Annotated in this window: 18 protein-coding genes; 16 read left to right on the top strand and 2 right to left on the bottom strand. The window is 45.8% G+C overall.

Annotation, left to right across the window (positions count from 1 at the left end; genetic code table 11):
- Positions 1-335 precede the first annotated feature (335 nt).
- The 8 genes from KSP24_RS21245 to KSP24_RS21210 all read left to right on the top strand — a co-directional run bounded on the left by KSP24_RS21245 (position 336) and on the right by KSP24_RS21210 (position 10025).
- On the top strand, positions 336-641 hold the full coding sequence (locus KSP24_RS21245) for a hypothetical protein (protein WP_040102157.1): 306 nt from the start codon (positions 336-338) through the stop codon (positions 639-641).
- A gap of 187 nt (positions 642-828) precedes the next feature.
- Entirely contained in the window at positions 829-1425 is a 597-nt protein-coding gene (locus KSP24_RS21240; RefSeq protein ID WP_040102156.1) for a GNAT family N-acetyltransferase, read from the top strand.
- Positions 1409-2164 (top strand): energy-coupling factor transporter transmembrane component T family protein, encoded by a 756-nt coding sequence (locus KSP24_RS21235; protein ID WP_040102155.1) that lies wholly within the window; start codon positions 1409-1411, stop codon positions 2162-2164. Before KSP24_RS21240 ends, KSP24_RS21235 begins: the two co-directional genes overlap by 17 nt.
- Positions 2165-2327: 163 nt before the next feature.
- Positions 2328-2915, top strand: a complete 588-nt coding sequence (locus tag KSP24_RS21230; protein ID WP_025678048.1) for an ECF transporter S component — start codon at positions 2328-2330, stop codon at positions 2913-2915.
- 54 nt (positions 2916-2969) lie between these two features.
- On the top strand, positions 2970-4529 hold the full coding sequence (locus tag KSP24_RS21225; RefSeq protein ID WP_216976563.1) for an ABC transporter ATP-binding protein: 1560 nt from the start codon (positions 2970-2972) through the stop codon (positions 4527-4529).
- Positions 4530-4703: 174 nt separating this feature from the next.
- Complete coding sequence (locus tag KSP24_RS21220) at positions 4704-6218, top strand: MDR family MFS transporter (protein ID WP_040102153.1); 1515 nt, start codon at positions 4704-4706, stop codon at positions 6216-6218.
- Between the two features lie 609 nt (positions 6219-6827).
- Complete coding sequence (locus tag KSP24_RS21215; RefSeq protein WP_040102152.1) at positions 6828-8327, top strand: glycoside hydrolase family 68 protein; 1500 nt, start codon at positions 6828-6830, stop codon at positions 8325-8327.
- Between the two features lie 105 nt (positions 8328-8432).
- Positions 8433-10025: a glycoside hydrolase family 32 protein gene (locus KSP24_RS21210; protein WP_216976561.1), complete on the top strand. Its 1593-nt coding sequence runs from the start codon at positions 8433-8435 to the stop codon at positions 10023-10025.
- A gap of 120 nt (positions 10026-10145) precedes the next feature.
- Here the strand turns inward: KSP24_RS21210 and KSP24_RS21205 are convergent, their stop codons facing one another.
- Positions 10146-10610 (bottom strand): MarR family winged helix-turn-helix transcriptional regulator, encoded by a 465-nt coding sequence (locus KSP24_RS21205; RefSeq protein WP_013369372.1) that lies wholly within the window; start codon positions 10608-10610, stop codon positions 10146-10148.
- 286 nt (positions 10611-10896) lie between these two features.
- Between KSP24_RS21205 and KSP24_RS21200 the strand changes: the two genes are divergently transcribed.
- From KSP24_RS21200 to KSP24_RS21185, 4 genes are all read left to right on the top strand, one after another.
- Entirely contained in the window at positions 10897-11319 is a 423-nt protein-coding gene (locus KSP24_RS21200; RefSeq protein ID WP_013369374.1) for a hypothetical protein, read from the top strand.
- 194 nt (positions 11320-11513) lie between these two features.
- Positions 11514-11699, top strand: coding sequence for a hypothetical protein (locus KSP24_RS21195; RefSeq protein ID WP_058710680.1), 186 nt, complete (start codon positions 11514-11516; stop codon positions 11697-11699).
- Positions 11700-11715: 16 nt separating this feature from the next.
- Positions 11716-12015 (top strand): spore coat protein, encoded by a 300-nt coding sequence (locus KSP24_RS21190; protein WP_058710681.1) that lies wholly within the window; start codon positions 11716-11718, stop codon positions 12013-12015.
- Positions 12016-12172: 157 nt separating this feature from the next.
- Positions 12173-13513: an amino acid permease gene (locus KSP24_RS21185; protein ID WP_058831246.1), complete on the top strand. Its 1341-nt coding sequence runs from the start codon at positions 12173-12175 to the stop codon at positions 13511-13513.
- 20 nt (positions 13514-13533) lie between these two features.
- Here the strand turns inward: KSP24_RS21185 and KSP24_RS21180 are convergent, their stop codons facing one another.
- Complete coding sequence (locus KSP24_RS21180; RefSeq protein ID WP_025676060.1) at positions 13534-14166, bottom strand: LysE family transporter; 633 nt, start codon at positions 14164-14166, stop codon at positions 13534-13536.
- Between the two features lie 289 nt (positions 14167-14455).
- Between KSP24_RS21180 and KSP24_RS21175 the strand changes: the two genes are divergently transcribed.
- The 4 genes from KSP24_RS21175 (at position 14456) to KSP24_RS21160 (ending at position 18792) form a co-directional block, all read left to right on the top strand.
- On the top strand, positions 14456-15424 hold the full coding sequence (locus KSP24_RS21175; RefSeq protein WP_013369380.1) for an SIS domain-containing protein: 969 nt from the start codon (positions 14456-14458) through the stop codon (positions 15422-15424).
- Positions 15425-15452: 28 nt separating this feature from the next.
- Positions 15453-16265, top strand: coding sequence for a fructoselysine 6-kinase (locus KSP24_RS21170; RefSeq protein WP_129548691.1), 813 nt, complete (start codon positions 15453-15455; stop codon positions 16263-16265).
- 95 nt (positions 16266-16360) lie between these two features.
- On the top strand, positions 16361-17074 hold the full coding sequence (locus tag KSP24_RS21165; RefSeq protein ID WP_013369382.1) for a GntR family transcriptional regulator: 714 nt from the start codon (positions 16361-16363) through the stop codon (positions 17072-17074).
- 134 nt (positions 17075-17208) lie between these two features.
- Positions 17209-18792: an amidohydrolase gene (locus KSP24_RS21160; protein WP_216976559.1), complete on the top strand. Its 1584-nt coding sequence runs from the start codon at positions 17209-17211 to the stop codon at positions 18790-18792.
- Position 18793: the final 1 nt, after the last annotated feature.

Here is an 18793-nt window from a genome sequence, read left to right as displayed (position 1 = left end):
TAACATTAATTTTCATATTAACTGTTGTATATATCACCAAAAATAGGTAATTGTGCAAATCGCTTTTACCATTGGTTAATTAATTTAAGATATAACGATTGTACATATTCAGTCAAGTAGAAAATAGCACTACCGTCTTGGAATAATCACCTTACTCTAACAGCAGCACAATTCCCTATCTGTACAAGCAGCGCTGACGGCAAAGCTTTACGTTTTAGCGGGACATATAATATAGAAAGTAATTCAGCGAGGGTTGCCCTCATCTGTTTCCAGCTTCTCCCCTATGGGTAAAAACAATGTAACATGTTGGCTTAGGCCAGAGAGGAGTTACAATTATGCATGCAGATGTTCAGAACTTGTTTATCCGTATACAGATGCTTTCTTACGCACAGCAGAACGATTTGACGGTGAGTGATGTACAACCGTTGCTCGAAGAACGCGGGTACCGTGTAGGTGAACGAGAGGTCAAGCAGGAACTGGAAAACCTGACACAGGAAAACTTTCTGACACCGCATGATGATATGTTCAGTCTTACCGGCGCAGGGATCGAAGAATTGCAGGAGATTCAGTCAATTCTAGGCGTATTGTACGAAGATGTTGTGAAAAATCCAGCGCAAGTCGCTGCCCGTGCCTCTTCATAAAAGAATAGGGACACAAAAAAATCATATAAAAATAAAAGGTAGCCCTCTTCATTCCTGATTCCAGGAAGCGGAGGGCTAATTTGATTTTATAGGGTCTGTCCACTTTAATAAGGTTGTGTTTGTTGGAGGTGTATGCTTAAATGTAGCGTATATTTGTTGTATTTTGATGCTGGAAGGATGATGGAACATGTGTGCATATGCATGTAAGGGGCATATACCACTGCTGGAAAGCCCGCGTCTTCGGCTGCGAAGGATGGAAAGTCGGGATGCGGCTACGATGTTCGCTTGCTGGTCTGACCCGGAGGTTCACCGTTATATGAATCTTTCCGGTATGTCAGGACGTGAGGATGCTGAGGATATGATTGGGCTGTTGAATGAGCTGGCGAAGACGGAGGATGCACTGCGCTGGGGGATCGAGCTGAAGGACAACGGGAAGCTGATTGGAAGCTGCGGCTTTAATTATTGGCAGACAGAGGGAGCTTATAAAGCCGAGATTGGCTATGAGTTGGCCAAGCCTTATTGGCGACAGGGCTATATGACGGAGGCGCTTCGCTTGGTGCTTTCATTCGGATATGGCACGATCCGATTAAATCGGATTGAAGCACTGGTGGACCCGCGCAATACAGGCTCGCAAGCCCTGCTGTCCTCGATGGGCTGGACCCAGGAAGGGCTGTTACGGCAGGTACAGCATACATCTACAGGTTTTAAGGATATGCTGATGTACTCATTACTGCATGAAGAATGGCTCAGACTGGAGGTACAACGAAATGCTGTTTCAGTATAACGGCGGTTCGTCGCCGCTGCACAGGCTTGGACCGTTAAGTAAGCTTATATGGGTGGGATGCTTTAGTCTCCTGTCGATGTCATGGGATTCGACGCTACGGGAAGCGGCACTCTTGGCGGTACTGATCGCTGTGGCTGGCTTGGGTGCACGGTTGACCCTTGCACGACAACTTCGCGCTATGTCGTTCCTGATTGGTTTAGGGATTCCATATTTTATACTGTCTATCCTAGCGATTCGAGAAGGGCATGCAGTGGCTTCATGGGGACCCATTGTGATTACAGCTGAGGGACTGGATATCGCGGGGGCATTAACGCTGCGGATTTTTGTATTGTTTTTGGCATCCTATATCTATCTCTCGACGACCGATCCCCGAGATTTTGTGCAGGCTTTGAATCTGCGCTTGCGTGTGCCTTATCGGTTTGCGTTCGGTATTTCAGTGGCGTTGACGTTTCTACCCTTATTGGAAGAAGAAGGGCGAACAATTATGGCTGCACGACGTGTCCGTGGACAGGAGCCACCACGAGGATGGAGCAATCGGTTATCATGGTGGAGCGGGTATGCGGCTGCTGTGTTGGTGAATGCTGTGAGACGGGTTCAGCAGACAGCACTGGCTATGGAGGGCAAAGGTTTTGGCGCATATGCAGAACGGACGTATCTTCGAACACTGAAGAATGGGCGTTTAGGCTACGTATATGCTGTGATTGCTGTATTCGCTACGGCTGTTTTATGGTGGGTATGATAAAGAAGCAGCCCCTTTTTTTTGTTCTTATTGTCAACTTTTTAAATAAAATTAGGTTGACAATGAGACAGCGGATGAATACATTTATACAGTAACAGTTTGTACAAGGGCCAGAGTCTATGACCTTGTATACTAGATTGTAGAGAGGAGTCAAGAAATATATATGAAAGAATCTCGTATTTTTGCCAAGTTTACAACGCTGGATATCGTGTTAATGGCCATGCTGGCTACGTTGAACGGCGTCATGACTGTGTATTTGTCGATGATTAACAAAACGTTAAACAGTCTGGGAGGGCCTATTGCAACTTCCACTATCGTCGGGCTGTACATGATATATGGTTTGCTGGCCTATTATATTATTCGTAAGCCAGGTACGGCGGTAATTGCTTATGCCTTTGGCGCAGTAGTGCAGTCTTTTATGGGCTCTGCCTATGGAATTGCGTCTATCATCGCGGCGGCTGTCTGCTATATGGTTGTGGCGGAACTGGTATTTGCTCTTTTGCGATATCGCCGCTGGAACACAGTTTCACTGATGCTGGCGGGCGGAGCCATGGTTCCGCTGTGGTTTATTGTGGCAGCCAATATGTTTGGCTATATGCATTGGGGATGGAAGGTGCTGACGATTGCACTGGTCGTTCGTATCCTGAGCGGCATTGTCCTGTGTGGTCTGCTGACGAAAGTACTGGGCGATGCCTTAAATGGAACGGGGCTGTTAAAACGCTTTGAACTGGGACGCGCTTCACGTGCATAACCAAGGCTATGCATGGCTATAGCTTGAACAATAGGGATCGAGGGTATTTCGGTTATGAATGAACGTAGTGATCATGCTTTTGAGAATAGAGTGGCTGTTTCCTTAAGGAATTTTGGCTATCGGTATGATGACCAGGTGGAGCCAGCGTTACATGGTCTGACGCTGGACATTGCGGTGGGCGAGCATGTAGCCATTGTTGGAGCTAGCGGAAGTGGAAAGTCTACGCTGTGCCAGCTGCTTCATGGCGGGTTGTCCCGTTCTGGCGAGGGTGAACGGACGGGAGAGCTGACCGTGTACGGGATGGACCCCGACACCGCTGAATTGGCTACGGTCGCCACCACTGTCGGCGTCGTGCTTCAGGACCCGGATGCCCAGCTAGTGCAGGGAATCGTCGAAGACGAAATTGCTTTTGGACCGGAGAACCTGCGCGTGCCTCCGGCAGAAATAGAGCAGCGCCTTGCTGCTGCACTGGAGGCCGTCGGCCTGGCATCCGAGCGCGGCTCCTTCGTGCGGCGCCTCTCGGGAGGCCAGCGCCAACGCACCGCCATTGCTGCGGTGCTGGCGCTGGAAGCGCCGCTGGTCGTGTTCGACGACGCAGCTGCGCAGTTGGACCCGCCGGCTGTACGGGACTTCGTCCTGCTATGTCGGCGGCTTCATGCCGCAGGCCGGACGGTGATCACTGCGTCCGGCCGTATAGATGATGGCGCGCGTGCAGCACAGCGCGTCATCGTGCTGAAGGGCGGGACTATGCTGCTGCAAGGTCCGCCCGAAGAGCTGCTGCGCGAGCATGGGGCGCAGCTGGCAGCCTGGGGGCTGCTCCCCTCTTCCGCAGGGAGGGAAGACATGCCGCGTGAGCCGGGGGTGAATTCCGGCTCGGCGGCTAACTGCGCTGGGCAGCCGTTGCTGGAGGTGAAGGGATTGCCCTTCACCTACCCCGGCAGCCAGCGCCCGGCGCTCAAGGGTGTGAGTCTTGCCCTTGCGCCTGGCGAACGAGCCGTAATGCTGGGCGAGAACGGCTCTGGCAAAACCACGCTGGGCAAGCTGCTTATGGGTCTACTCCCCGCACCGAAGGGATGCATGTGGTGGGAGGGGCAGGATATGGCGAAGCTGCCCATTCATCAACTGGCTGCCGGGATCGGTTATGTGTTCCAGCAACCAGAGCATCAGTTTGCAGCTGCAACGGTGTGGGAAGAGTGCTTGTACAGCGTGCGCGCCAAGTTTGGTTTACGGATCGGAGATCCGATTCCCGCCGCCTATGAGGAACGAGCGCATCGCTTACTGGCAGCCGCCAGGCTGGATCACAGGCTGGAGGCCTCACCGTACCTGCTAAGTGGAGGCGAAAAAAGGCTTTTGAGCGTTGCGGCACAGTTTATCCTACCCAAAAAGCTTTACATTTTGGATGAGCCAACTGCGGGAACGGATTACGAAGGGGCGAATAGCCTGCTCCGTATGTGTACAGAGCAGGCTGCTGAAGGCGCGGCTTTTCTAATCATTACCCATGATATACAGATAGCTGAACGCTTTGCCAGCCATGTTCTTCGTATGGAAGAGGGGTATCTCTATAGAACGGAAGATAGCGGGAGTTATCATACGATTACAGTTGACAAAAATTAAGGATATGTAGACAATAATATATATACATCGTACACAACAGGCGGCCTATATAGGCCGCCTGTTTACGATTATGCAGTGCGGGTAATCATCCAAGCTGGGAAGGAAAAACCGTACAGATACAACACAGTTTTTACAAGGAAAGGATTTGTGATTTGCTTGGGAAACGATAAACCTATGAAGCGCGGGCTCGTGCTGACAGGTGTTCTATTGGCCACTTTTCTGGCCGCGATTGAAGGAACGGTTATCGGTCCAGCAGGACCGACAATTGTTAGTGAACTGGGCAGTGTGAGTTTGCTCAGCTGGATTTTTACGGCATATTTGCTGACGATGGCTGTAACCACGCCTATTTTCGGCAAACTTAGCGATTTGTTTGGCCGAAAACCCATTTTTCTAATTGGGTGCTCGTTATTTGTGGTTGGCTCTTTGCTTTGTATGCTGGCTGGTAGTATGGAGCAGCTTATTTTATACCGGGCTATTCAAGGGATTGGAGCAGGCGGTGTCATTCCTGTTACCTTTACCATTATCGGTGATATATACAAAATGGAGGAACGTGGTAAAGTCCAAGGCATGATCAGCTCGGTATGGGGGATTTCTTCCCTTGTCGGGCCTCTCTTGGGCGGTTACGTGGTCACCTATTTTGGCTGGGAATGGATTTTTGGCTTTAACGTTCCCTTTGGATTACTGGCTATGTTCTTCATCGCCCGTTACCTGCGGGAACAGGTAAGCAAGCGTACCGCACGTATCGACGTGGCGGGAGCAGTTACCTTTACCATCGGGATGACGGCACTCTTGCTCGTATTGGCCCTTGGGGGACAGTATATCGACTGGGCTTCTCCTGAATTACTGGCCTTGGCTGCGGTGGCGATTTTGTTCCTGGTTTTGTTTTTGGTTATCGAAAAGCGCGCTCAGGAACCGATGGTACCTCTGAAGCTGTTTCGGATACGGGATATCGCTTTTTCCTGTGCCGCTGCACTACTCGTCAGTACCCTGCTAATCGGGCTGACTAGCTATCTTCCACTATGGATTCAGGGCGTACACGGTGGAGATGCCGCTTCATCTGGTCTTGCACTGGCACCAATGTCCGTAGGCTGGCTGTTTGGCTCCATGATCGGTGGACGCATTTTGCTGACGCTGGGCTCGCGTCGAACCTCTTTGATCGGGCTGACCCTGATTGTATTGGGAGCTTTCGTCATGACCTTGATGGACCTAACGGCTCCGATCTGGCTGCTGTTCTTGTCTACATTATTGTATGGACTGGGATTCGGCTTCTCGATGACCGTGTTCACGATTATTGCTCAGTCCTCGGTCGGATTCCAGCTGCGTGGCGCATCTACAGCCTTGAATACGTTCCTGCGCACGTTGGGACAAACAATTGGGGTTGCAGCCTTCGGTTCATGGCTGAATTATCGCATTGCTGCCCAGACAGCGGACGGACAGCTCACTCAGCAAGGGGTTACGCAGGAGGATATCAATGGTCTGCTGGCCCCGCATGCTTCACAGAGTCTAAGTGACAAGGTTGCCGGATTACTCCGGTCTGTACTGGAAAACAGTCTGCATTCCCTGTTCGTGATCATGGTCGTTATTGCAGTGATTAGCTGGTTTGTTGTCCTCGGCTTGCGGAACCGCCCACCGGGTACGGAAGAAGAGGCAGATCAGCGTATAAAGGCACCACAAAGAGAACACGCATAAAAAATAATATACTTCTTTCATTATAAGAGACAGTCCGGTACACCAATAAGGGGCCGGGCTGTTTCTTTATGCTAAGGTCTCTTCTCCTACTGATTTAGCAAAATAGCCACCTCGTATAGGACCGATAAATTCCCCAGTATATAAAAAAGAAAATAAAACCCCCTAGAGATTGCGATATATTCATATCGAATAGGTAACGAAATGGTAAAAAAGTCTTAAAAAATTGTAACTAAAAATTTGTTTCTGTATTGAGCCGTACAGTACTAAGGAACCATTTTTTTGAACCCGCTTCCAAATCGGGCTTTGTATGATTTATTTAAGAACGATTTTGCATGTGAATGAAGCAACCAACCAAGCAAAATGGGATACGAAAAAAAATCAAGTAACAAATTTTTCTGAATGTAATAAGAATGAAAAAACAGGGATTTTCAGAAAATTACTAGGAAAATATGAGGATGAAATTTATAGAGGAATCTGTTTTCTTCCCTCACATAATAGGGATTTTCAGTCTATATCAATCGTTTGACATACCATATAAAATGGCCCTACCAACCAAAAAGTTGGGTTTCAAATCTAGAAATCATAATCAGATTAAGGGAGATGGAGTACTTGAAGTTTAACAAATGGTTTAGTAAAGCAGCCACTGCAACAGTAGCAACTACCTTACTGTTAGGAGGCGGCGTTCAGGCTTTTGCAAAGGGAAATGACGAGGCAGATTCCAAAGCAGACAGTGCATTTACCCAAATTACGCGTAGTGACATGCTGAATATTTTCAAACAGCAAGGTAAAGAGAAATATGAGGTTCCGTCCTTCGATGCCTCTACAATTAAAAATATTCCTTCTGCTATTGGTCACGATAGCTCAGGCAAGCAGATTGATCTGGATGTCTGGGACAGCTGGCCGTTACAAAATGCCGATGGCACAGTGGCTAATTACAAGGGATATAATATCGTTTTTGGATTGGCAGGCGATCCTAAAAGAGGTGAGGATACATTTATATATCTGTTCTATCAAAAAGCGGGTGATACTTCACTGAGCGGCTGGAAAAATGCTGGTAGAGTATTTAAAGACAATGATAAACTGCTCTCCAACGATCCGATTCTCAAAAATCAGTCAGAAGAATGGTCCGGCTCAGCTACCTTAACCTCTGATGGACATGTACGTTTATTCTATACCAGCAGACAGCCTTATGACCCAAATAACAAATTATACGGCAAGCAAACCTTGAGCACGGCTCAAATTAATGTCTCTCAGCCTGATGATAAGACACTGAAAGTAGATGGAGTCGAGGATTTGAAATCGATCTATGACGGTGGAGATGGGAAAACCTATCAAAATGTACAGCAAAGCGTCGGAATAGATATGGATAATCATACTCTTCGAGACCCTCACTATGTCGAGGATCAAGGCCACAAATATATTATATTTGAAGCCAACACAGGAACAGAGACAGGCTATCAGGGCGAAGATTCAATTCAAAACCCAGCTTATTATGGCGGCAATAAGAATTTCTTCGAGGAAGAGCAACAAAACCTGCTGCAAAGTCCTAAGAAAAAGGGAGCTGAGCTGGCGAACGGCGCACTGGGCATCGTTGAATTGAATGATGATTATACGTTGAAAAATGTAATGCCTCCTTTGATTGCATCCAATCTGGTAACAGATGAAATTGAACGGGCGAATGTGTTCAAAATGAACGGTTTGTGGTATTTATTTACGAGTACAAGAGGTTCTAAGGTGACTGTAGATGCGATCGGTGACGATGATATTTACATGCTGGGTTATGTTTCTACTTCCTTGACAGGGCCTTATAAACCGTTGAATGGAACCGGTCTCGTTCTTCATCAGGATCTGGATCGTGATGATATTACCTGGACGTATGCCCATTTTGCTATCCCGCAAGGCAAAGGCAATAACGTAGTCGTTTCGAGTTATATGACCAATCGTGGGCTTTTCCCGGATCACAAATCTACTTTTGCGCCAAGCTTCCTGCTGAATATTAAAGGTTCGAAAACCTCTGTTGTGAAAAACGGTATTCTGGAACAAGGGCAAATCACGATTGATCCAGCGAATGACAAAAAAGAACACCAAAATGAGTATGGAAAGAAATAAGTAGGTATTTAAGCAGTATGTCCGAAGGCGGCAGTCGGTAGCAACCCGATCTGTCGTCCGTCGGACGATACATAACGATGCAATGAAGTAAGGAGGATCGTCATAATGAGAAAAAAAGCTCCCAAGAACATTTGGATACGATCCGTAGTAGTCATCACAGGCTTAACGATATTCATAGCTATGGGATGGAATATGTACCAACAGGATGCTGTCAAACCCCATAAACCTGCTGCAACTCCAAAAAATCAAGCGAATCAAAGTAAGCATTCAACACCGACCTACCGGTCAGCCTACCATTTTACCGTTCCGGATAAGTGGAAAAATGATCCGCAGCGGCCGATTTATATGGATGGAAAATATCATTATTATTATTTATATAATCGTGATTACCCTCATAAGAACGGTACAGAATGGCGCCATGCAACATCGACCGATCTGGTTCATTGGAAAGATGAAGGGGTGGCGATTCCCAAATATACAAACCCGAATGGAGATCCTTGGTCCGGTTCGGTCGTGATCGACGATCATGGCACCGCTGGTTTTGGAAAAGGCGCACTTGTAGCCATTGTCACACAGCCCTCCGCAGATGGAGGAAAGCAGGAACAATTTCTGTGGTACAGTAAGGATAAAGGCAAGACGTTTACTTCTTACCGCAACAAGCCTGTGATGTCCAACCCTGGTACGAAGGATTTCAGAGATCCCAAGATCGTCCGGGATACTGGGCGTAATCAATGGGTGATGGTCATGGCAGAGGGAACGAAGATTGGCTTTTATAAGTCTAAAAATTTAAAGGATTGGCAGTTTACGAGTGGCTTTCAAACGGAAAATATCGGGCTTGTGGAATGCCCTGACCTTTACCAGATGCGCGCGGATGATGGGACCTATCAATGGATTCTGGGCGCGAGCGCCAATAGTAAACCAACCGGCGGACCCAACACGTATGCCTATTGGACGGGAGATTTTAATGGAGAAGCATTTCTCCCTGATCGCAATGATCCTGATTGGCTAGATTATGGCTTTGACTGGTATGGTGCGGTTACGTTCGAGGATGGCAAAGCCAAAGACCAATACAGTCACCGTTATGCGCTGGCCTGGATGAACAATTGGGATTATGCCAATAACACGCCTACCCTGAAAGAAGGCTTTAATGGAATGGATTCAGTTGTTCGCCAAATTCGGTTGAAGCGTACATCTAATGTCGGCTATCGCTTGGTTTCACAGCCTGTACCAGCTTTGGAGCAATTCCCTACCGCAACGGAATCATTGGGGAAGATCCAAGTAGATGGGACTCATACGCTTCCGATAGCAGGTGATGCCTATCAGTTAGAGGCGGATGTATCTTGGTCAACGATCAAAAATACAGGATTGAGGCTTCGAGAGTCTGCGGATGGTAAGCGTCATGTAGATGTGGGTGTTTCGGTGGAGGGTCAATACTCTTATGTAAACAGAGCGAACACCGGGCAGCCGGATCAGAGTGGAAAATATGTAGAGAGTAAGGCGCCTTTTGATACCGACAAGAAAAATGTCCACTTGAAGATTCTCGTCGATAAAACCAGCATCGAAGTCTTTGTAGATGATGGAGAAGTAGCTTATTCCTCCTTAATATTCCCACGCTTAGAGGATCGGGGAATTACTCTTTTTTCAGATGGCGGTAAGGCTATTTTTAGTAATGTAATAATCAAACATTTTAATCATTAAAAAAGTCCACCCTTGAATATAAGGGTGGACTTTTCTGTGTAAATCTAAATTTTCGTTTAGCACAGCTATAAGATTGTTCGTTTATTCACAAACGATCAGTTGCTAAAATTACTATTCGTTCTATTTGTGATAAGGTGACAGATTATCAGCGCTACGGCCCAATTTTTTGAGCAAGCCGATGAGTTGATCTCTTTCGGTTTCGCTGATTCCGCTAAAGGCACGTTCAATCTGACGTGTATAATCAGGATAAATTTCGTCCATGACACGTTGTCCTTCGTCCGTCAACTCTGCATATATAATACGACGATCTTGGTCGCACGGGTGACGGTGCAAATAACCGCGGCTCTCCAGCTTGTCGATCACATAAGTGACATTTCCACTTTGTAGAAGCAGCTTGGCACCAATTTGTTGAATTGGCTGTGCTCCCTTGTGATATAAAACTTCCATCACGGCGAAGGCCGTTGGGTTGAAGCCCACCGTTTTGATGCCAGCAACCGCATGTTCGTTTACACTTTTGAATGACTTGGCAAACACGCTATACAAATGCATGGATTGCTGTGTCACCAATGTTCGGTAATCTATCATCTTCATTCCGCCTTTATGTATGGATTTGGGCATCCTTTGACCGCTCGGTTCGGATGACCGGGCAACCATACCCTTACTACTAGCATAAAGGGATTTACGTAGGGAAAACATGCGATTTGTCACAGTAGCTGCTTTTTTAATTATTTAATTTCAAAGCTTTAAGGTAAATTTTTGAAAAATAAAGGTTCCGAATGTAAAAATAGCGTTCCGATTGGTTATATTAACAAATAACATACCTAATGAACCCAAATAACAAAATAAGATAAATTCAGAGGAGATGAAGCACATGGATACGGGTTCTTTCCGTTTTCAATTTCGTGATCCGCAGCAAGCCGCCCAAGCCTGTGAAACATTAAAGGAAATTGGATACTCTGCCAGCACGAACGGTGATACAGGCCTCAGTGTTCACGTTGAGAACCAGGATGTGCTGTCTGCATTAGAGATTTGCCAAGCTTATGAAGGAAGTATAATTGAGACAGGAGTTCTCACTTATCGTCCAGGTAAACAAAGTAATATTGGTATGCAAAATCCAGGTTATAGCCCGGAGGATTGGATTATTCCAGCGCACATCATCAATGAAGACTGGAGCGAGGCGTATAAAAACGGCTCTTCCCAAACGTTTACTAACACAACACAGGAACACAACGTCAGCTCTGACCAACAACCGGAGGACGATGTGGACGGTTTTTCAGGAAGCGTACATACCTGAAAATTGTGTCCGCCCTGGCTGCCACTTTGGAACAAAAAGGTTCCTTCAAAACCATGACTAATGGTTTGAAGGAACCTTTTTTCATCATGAGAAACAGCTGAAAAGGACATTGTGAAAACTAAGATTCTTGGATCGTGCATAAGGGCAGCAATCGTAGGAAATACCAAAAGAAGTTCAGAAAGGAGGTTTTGATCTTGCAAAAACTTGGAGTTCACGAAAAGTTGGAATTGCATGAGCTGCTTACGTTTAAAACAACTTGTATTACAAAAACTCAAACCATGCTCCCTTTAGTCTCAGATTCAAATTTAAAAAATATTTTACAGCAGGACATCAGCAGCGGTACACAAGATATTCAACAGCTTAGAAATCTGCTTGTATAATCTAAGGAGGAATAACGTGAATTCTTTTATTGGGAATATGACCGGTACAACCCCCATGACCGATCAGGTGATTGCTTCCGATCTGTTAATCGCAGCTAAAAGTGGGATCAAAAACTACGCCGCGGCCTTAACAGAGTCGACCAGCTCAGAAGTTCGAAATGTCCTTTGTGACCAATTGAGCAAAGCTGTTAACCTTCATGAGCAAATTTTTAATTATATGAAGAATAATGGTTACTACAACGCCTATGATCCGGATCAGCAAATTCAAATGGATATTCAAAATGCAGACAAGGCACTTTCTTTGTCCAAAATGTAAAACGTTTAATTAAAAAGAAGCATCAGCAAACCTTTAATCGAGTTTGCTGGTGCTTCTTTATTACAAATTGAATTGACTTTCACATGAAATATGGAGAAGAAGGCAATCATAAAAAAACAAAAAATAGGTCTCAAATTCAGAATAGGGTGATTTTCGTATGGGCAAGTCTTCAGCGGGCAAACAAAAAGAGCAAAAACTAAAATGGTGGCAGCTGAGCTTGTTAGGAGTTGCAGGCACCATCGGTACAGGGTATTTCCTCGGGTCTAGTTTAGCAATTTCCATTGGTGGTCCAGCCGTGCTGATTGCTTACTTCTTGGCAGCAGTTGGAACGTATGTGGTGTTTGACGCCCTTTCGCGCATGACAGCAGATCATCCAGAACAGGGCTCTTTCCGTTCCTATGCTCAAAAAGCATTTGGCAATTGGGCAGGCTTCGGCAGTGGCTGGGTGTATTGGTTCTCGGAATTGCTTATTAATGGGAGTCAACTAACCGCGCTGTCTATATTTTCACGCTTTTGGTTTCCTCAGGTACCGATGTGGATTTTTGCGGCAGGCTTCGGGCTCTTAGGGCTTGTGATTGTTTTTTTTGGCAATAAGGGTTTTGATCGTGTAGAAAATGTACTCGCGATCATCAAGATAGCGGCTCTTGTGATGTTTTTGGTCCTAGCGGTAGCGCTTCTGGCAGGCTGGATCGGAGGAGGTAAATATAATCCGAAGTTCCCTCTCAGCTCCAAAGACTTTTTTCCAACCGGTGGCATAGGGTTATGGTCATCTTTTATTTTTGCCTTTTATGCATACGGAGGTATTGAAGTGCTCGGAATTATGTCTAACCGACTTCAAAACCCGGAGGAAGCACCCAAAGCAGGAAAGGTCATGTTGATGACGCTGGTTGCAGTGTATGTGCTTTCGATTGGGCTGGCTGTGTCTATGGTACCATTAAGTGCCTTTAATCCGAAGGAAAGCCCTTTTGTACTTGCGCTCAGTAGCGATCATCTGGCCTTTGTGCCTCATTTGTTTAACGGAGTCCTGATTATAGCAGGGTTCTCCACGATGACAGCATCGCTATATGCAGAGACTTCGATGATGATTACCCTTGCCCAGGAAGGAGATGCGCCCACACTGTTCTCACGAAAGTGGAAGGGCAAATATCCTCTTTATGCACTCAGTTTGATCTCTGTTGGATTAATCTCAGCAATCGTATTATCGTTGCTGCTACCGGGAAAAGTGTATGAATATATCACAACAGCTGCGGGCTTAATGCTGTTATATAACTGGTGCTTTATTTTGCTGTCTTCAGGTAAGTTACTGGAATCAAGCACATCAAGCAATATCAAACGCTGGATTGGATTATTGCTGATAGCTATGGCTGTAGTCGGGGCCTTTTTTCATAAGCTTAGCCGCCCTGGGGTTTACATCAGTTTACTGCTGGTCTTGTTAATTGCAATATGTGACCTCATTGTTCAATGGGTGCGTCGAAAGCACGGCAAGGAATCTCGTTAACTTTATGAAGAAGACAAGCGTTAGCGTAAAAAAAGTAATTGAAATGCCTGTACACCAAAATAAAAGCCAAAGCCTACAAGAGATAGACCTGACATCCAAGAGATGGTTTTAAGCAATCCGGGTTTGAGAAATCTACGGAAAACACTTGAAGCAGCTGCCATCGTCACATCCCACGCCAACACGCCCAGTACAATCGCTCCGCTGTAAATCAATAGCTGTTGTACTGGATATGTATTAGCAACATTGGCCAGTATGGAACCGTAAATACCAAGCCAGAAAAGGATGGAGAGAGGATTAAACAACGACATCAGGAAGCCCGCAACAAAGGAGTTAGTCAGGGTATTGCCATTTCCCCTTAATTCAGATTCTGAAATCACACCAGCATTTTTGATGCTTTCAAGACCTGTATACACAAGCACGAAAAAACCAAATAGCCATAAAAAAGCTTTGACAAATGGGGAATTAAGAAGGTGGATCATTCCCAAATAGACAAGCATCATATAGATAATGTCTGCTGTGATTGCACCTAGCCCAATAAACCAGGCGTGCCAAAATCCATTTTTAATACCTCGATCTAACTGTGCGGCATTGATGGGTCCAATGGGAGCTGAAAGTGACAGACCCAGAAAAACATACCCGATAAATGTATTAATGGTGTTTTCCTCCTTGATTATTTATTGGACGTTATGTATTTGTCTCATTTAGTTTATTCGGACAAACCCATGTGTAAGACCATATTTTTTGCGCGTATATTATAGGCATAGCTTCCTTATCGCTAACCCAATCAATGAATATGAATTAAATCCCAAAAGGAGCTCTAAACCTCATACAAAAGGGTTAGAGCTTTTTTTAATGAAGGGGCTTGACACTTTTAATGAAAGCGCTTATATTTATCTCGTAAACAATACGTTATATAACGTTATATAGAAGGAGAGATAAAAAATGAATGTACAACAGACGATTCAGACGATTAATGAACAAGCGAATGGGAAGATTTCTGAGGTTTATTTAGTAGCCTGCGGGGGCTCACTAGTTGATATGTATCCTTCAAAATATTTTCTGGATAGTGAAGCAAAGAAACTGGTAGCAGGGATGTATACAGCGAATGAGTTTGTACATGCGTTGCCCAAACGATTGGGGGCACACTCAGTGGTCATCGTTTGTTCCCACGGTGGAAATACTCCAGAATCGGTCGCAGCTGCTAAATCTGCCAAAGAGAAAGGTGCTTATACCATTGGCTTAACCCACAATAGTGAAGCGAGCCTGCTTAATTATTCGGATTATTCCTTCCTTTACGAGTGGGGGGATGAGAGCGATGTTAAAAACAACCCGATGGCCATTATTCTAGAACTTACGGTTGAACTGCTTCAAATCACTGAGGGCTATGCGCATTACCCAGCTTTCCAGAATGGATTGGGAGCAATCAATGGGATTATTAACCGGGCCAAAGTCCAAGTTGAACCGCGCGCTCAAGTATTCGCTGACAGATACCGCAATGAGGAACTCTTTTATATCCTGACCAGCGGAGCATCTTATGGACATGCTTATGGCTTTGCCATCTGCTCGCTGATGGAAATGCAATGGCTTCATGCAGCTTCTATCCATTCCGGTGAATTCTTCCATGGCCCATTTGAAGTAACGGATAAGGAAACTCCATTTATTCTGATGATCAACGAAGGACGTACACGGGCGCTGGATGAGCGGGCACAGACTTTCCTGAATCAGTATGCCGAGAAAGTGGAAGTGATTGATGCAAAGGAGCTTGGCATCGGAACGATTGCAGACGAAGTGGTAGAGTTTTTTAACCCGGTTTTATTTTACAGCATTGTATGTGTGTATCGTGAAGCACTAGCAAATGTACGCAACCACCCATTGGAAACTCGCCGTTATATGGGCAAAGTAGCTTACTAAGCGCACCTACCAACAGGAGGAAACCATCATGAAGGTTCTAGGCATTGGCGATAATGTGGTAGATAAATATGTTCATCTGCGCATGATGTACCCTGGCGGCAATGCGCTTAATTTCAGTGTGTTTGCCAAAAAAGCGGGAGTGGATGCAGCCTTTATAGGCGTGTTTGGGGACGATCACGAAGCACGGCATGTAGAACATACCCTCCGTGAGCTTGACATCGATATTTCACGGTGCAGATATCACAGCGGTGAGAACGGCTGTGCACGTGTAACCCTGGAAGACGGAGACAGAGTATTTCTGGGCAGTAATGAGGGGGGAGTGACACGTCTCCATCCATTGGAACTGAGCGAAGATGACAAGGATTATCTTGGCGGATTCGACCTGATTCATACTGGCTTGTACAGCCATACAGGCCACTTGCTGCCCGAGTTGGAGACACTGGGAATTCCTATTTCCTTTGATTTTTCAGATGATTTTACAGATACACAGGTAGAACAATATATCATGCATGCCGATTTTGCATTCTTCTCTTGCAGCCATATGACGGATGAAGAGACACAGAATTTTATCCGTTCCAATCGAAAAAAAGAGGGGCAAATTCTGATCGCCACTCGTGGCGGTGACCGATCTATCGCCTATGATGGTACGAAGTTCTATTTTCAAATGCCCGATTCCGTTGACGCTGTGGATACCATGGGAGCAGGCGATTCTTATATAACTGCTTTTTTACTGAGCTTTTTGGAAAAAGGCAACATTCAGGCTGCTATGGCAGAAGGCTCAAGGCTTGCCGCCCAGAGCTGCCTGGTAGAAGGTTCCTTCGGATACGGCGTTCATTATTGACGATCCTTTTCGAATATCTTCACTTGTAAGAATATGTAACCTTTGATACTCTAAGTGAGAGTGATATAACGTTATATGACAAGTGAGGGTACATTATGTTAAATTCAGACCAAGCGGAGCCATTATATATTCAATTACAAAAAGCGGTTAAAACCGCTATTCATAATGGAACATTTACGCAGGGAAGTCGTATACCGACCGAAACAGAATTAAGCGAAATGTATAATGTAAGTCGAATTACTGTAAGGAAAGCAATTGCCGAATTAGTTCATGAAGGATATCTGACCAAACGTCAGGGAAAAGGCACCTTTGTCAATATCCCCAAAATTGGACGGAAGATTGAACATGTCATCAGCTTTACGGCGGCATGCAAATCCAACGGGCTTTCTTCACACAGTGAGGTTACAAAACGTGAAATTATAGCAGCAGATGAAGAAATTGCACATCAGTTGCAGCTATCGCCAGGAGAAAAAGTGTTATTTATCCAGCGTAAAAGATATGCGGATGATCGCCCCCTGATGCTGGAAAACAATTTTTATCCTTATGAACGCTTTGCATTTCTAATGCACGAGCAGTTGGAGGGGTCTGTATACGAACTGCTGCGGCAAAAATACAGCATCGACCCTAACCAGCCAGGAGAGACGATATTACAAATTGCCTTGGCGGATGAAAATCAGGCCAAATTGCTGGAGACGGCGATCGGGCAGGCGTTGTTTTACATGCATACCATTATCTATGACCAGCATGGAAGCCCGGTTCATGTAGGGAAGCAGTACATCATCGGAGACCGCTACCAATTCTCCATATAATCCGTTACCTGTTATGCAAGGTAGTTCAGGTACGTCTGGCTTCTGCTTCCATCCAATAGGGAGAAGCAGAAGCATTAACATAACGTTATATTACGTCATGTTGTTAGGTGAATCAATCATGAGGTGGTGAAACTATGCAAGGGATGAAAGATACATTAGCAGACAAAGTATTACTCTCCAATGCTATTTTTAATGGATTGGAAAATGAAGCTTCGCCCGGGTTTATTGCAGTGCGAGGAGAACGTATTGCAGCAGTGGGGCATCCGGAAGAGGCACAAGCCTGGATAGGATCGGAAACGGTTGTCTATGATCTGGGCGATGCCTTTATCATGCCGGGAATTCATGACAACCATGTATTTTTCACCGGATATATGTCAATGCATCGGGGCTTGGATCTGACGCATACAGCCTCAAGTGAAGAAGCAGTGCAACTACTGCTTCAAGAGGCAAACCACCTTCCATCAGGAAAAGATGTAACCGCTTACGGTTGGAGCGAGGAAAAATGGGGTGGGCTGCCTGAGCCAAGCTTGTTGGATGGATTGTTTCCCGATCGGGCGGTCATCGCCATCAACCAAAATAAAAGTTACTGCTGGATGAATCGATTGGCTGAGGAGAGATATCAATTTTCGCCAGATCAATGCAGTGCCGAAGCACGCGCTTTACTGCTCCAAGCTATGATGCAGGATCGCAGCCTTGTCCAACAAGAGTTTATGGAATTTTGCCGCCTGCTGGCTGCAAGAGGAGTTACTTCTATAAAAGATATTGGCTTTGACCGGCATAGCGAGCTGCTTCCGATTCTAGAGGAATTGAAAGAAACAGGTGAATTGCCACTCCGGTTTCATTTCTCGCTGGAACCGGTTGTTGAACCGTTTGATATAAGTATTGGTATTAAGTATAAGGCACTTTATCATGGAGACCTTATTCGTTTCCAAGGCTACAAGCTGATGCTTGACGGCGTCGTAGCCGATCATACAGGGGATATGTTGGAGCCTTACGCAGATATGCCTGGAGTCACGAATTTGAGGGCGGTCGATTACGAAAAAATTGAAGCCTCAGTTCTGGAAGCGGACAGCCAGGGGATCAAATGCTGCCTAACTGCAGAAGGCGATGCTGCGATTCGCCAAGCAGTATCCATGATTGAAAAATGCCGCGCGCAGCAAGGCAATCACCTTATCAGACATTCGATCAGTGATCTGGAGTATCCTCATCCAGATGACCTGAACAGAATGGGAGAAAACGAAATTTTTGCCGAGGTCTATGCTCAGATTTTGCTGCTAAATCCCTCTTACGAAGAGGCTTATATGTCTGCTGTGGCAGGCAAAGAGAATGAAAACCGTTTTTATAATTATAAGTCCATGCTGGAAGCTAACGTGCCGATCACTATAGGTACTGATTTGCCTTTATTTATCACCAGTGTCCCCGATTCGCTGTATGCGGCCTCTCACCGATTATTCCCGGATGGCTCGCCTGCTGGAGGCTGGTATCCTGACCAGGGAATGCCGGCATCCGAAGTTTTAAAGGCATGGACCATTAATGGAGCCAAACATTGTTATATGGAAGAGGTTACAGGTACGCTGGAGGCTGGAAAATATGCTGACATCGCCGTTTTTGATCGCGACCTCCTTAATGCATCCGCTGTTGACATCAGGGATGCCCAAGTGATATTGACCATTATGGGAGGGAAGGTTACGTATAACCATTCTTGGAATGAGGGATAAA

The sequence above is a fragment of the Paenibacillus sp. AK121 genome (assembly GCF_019042715.1).
Classification (GTDB): Bacteria; Bacillota; Bacilli; order Paenibacillales; family Paenibacillaceae; genus Paenibacillus; species Paenibacillus polymyxa_C.
This window is presented reverse-complemented; position numbering and strand designations above follow the sequence as displayed.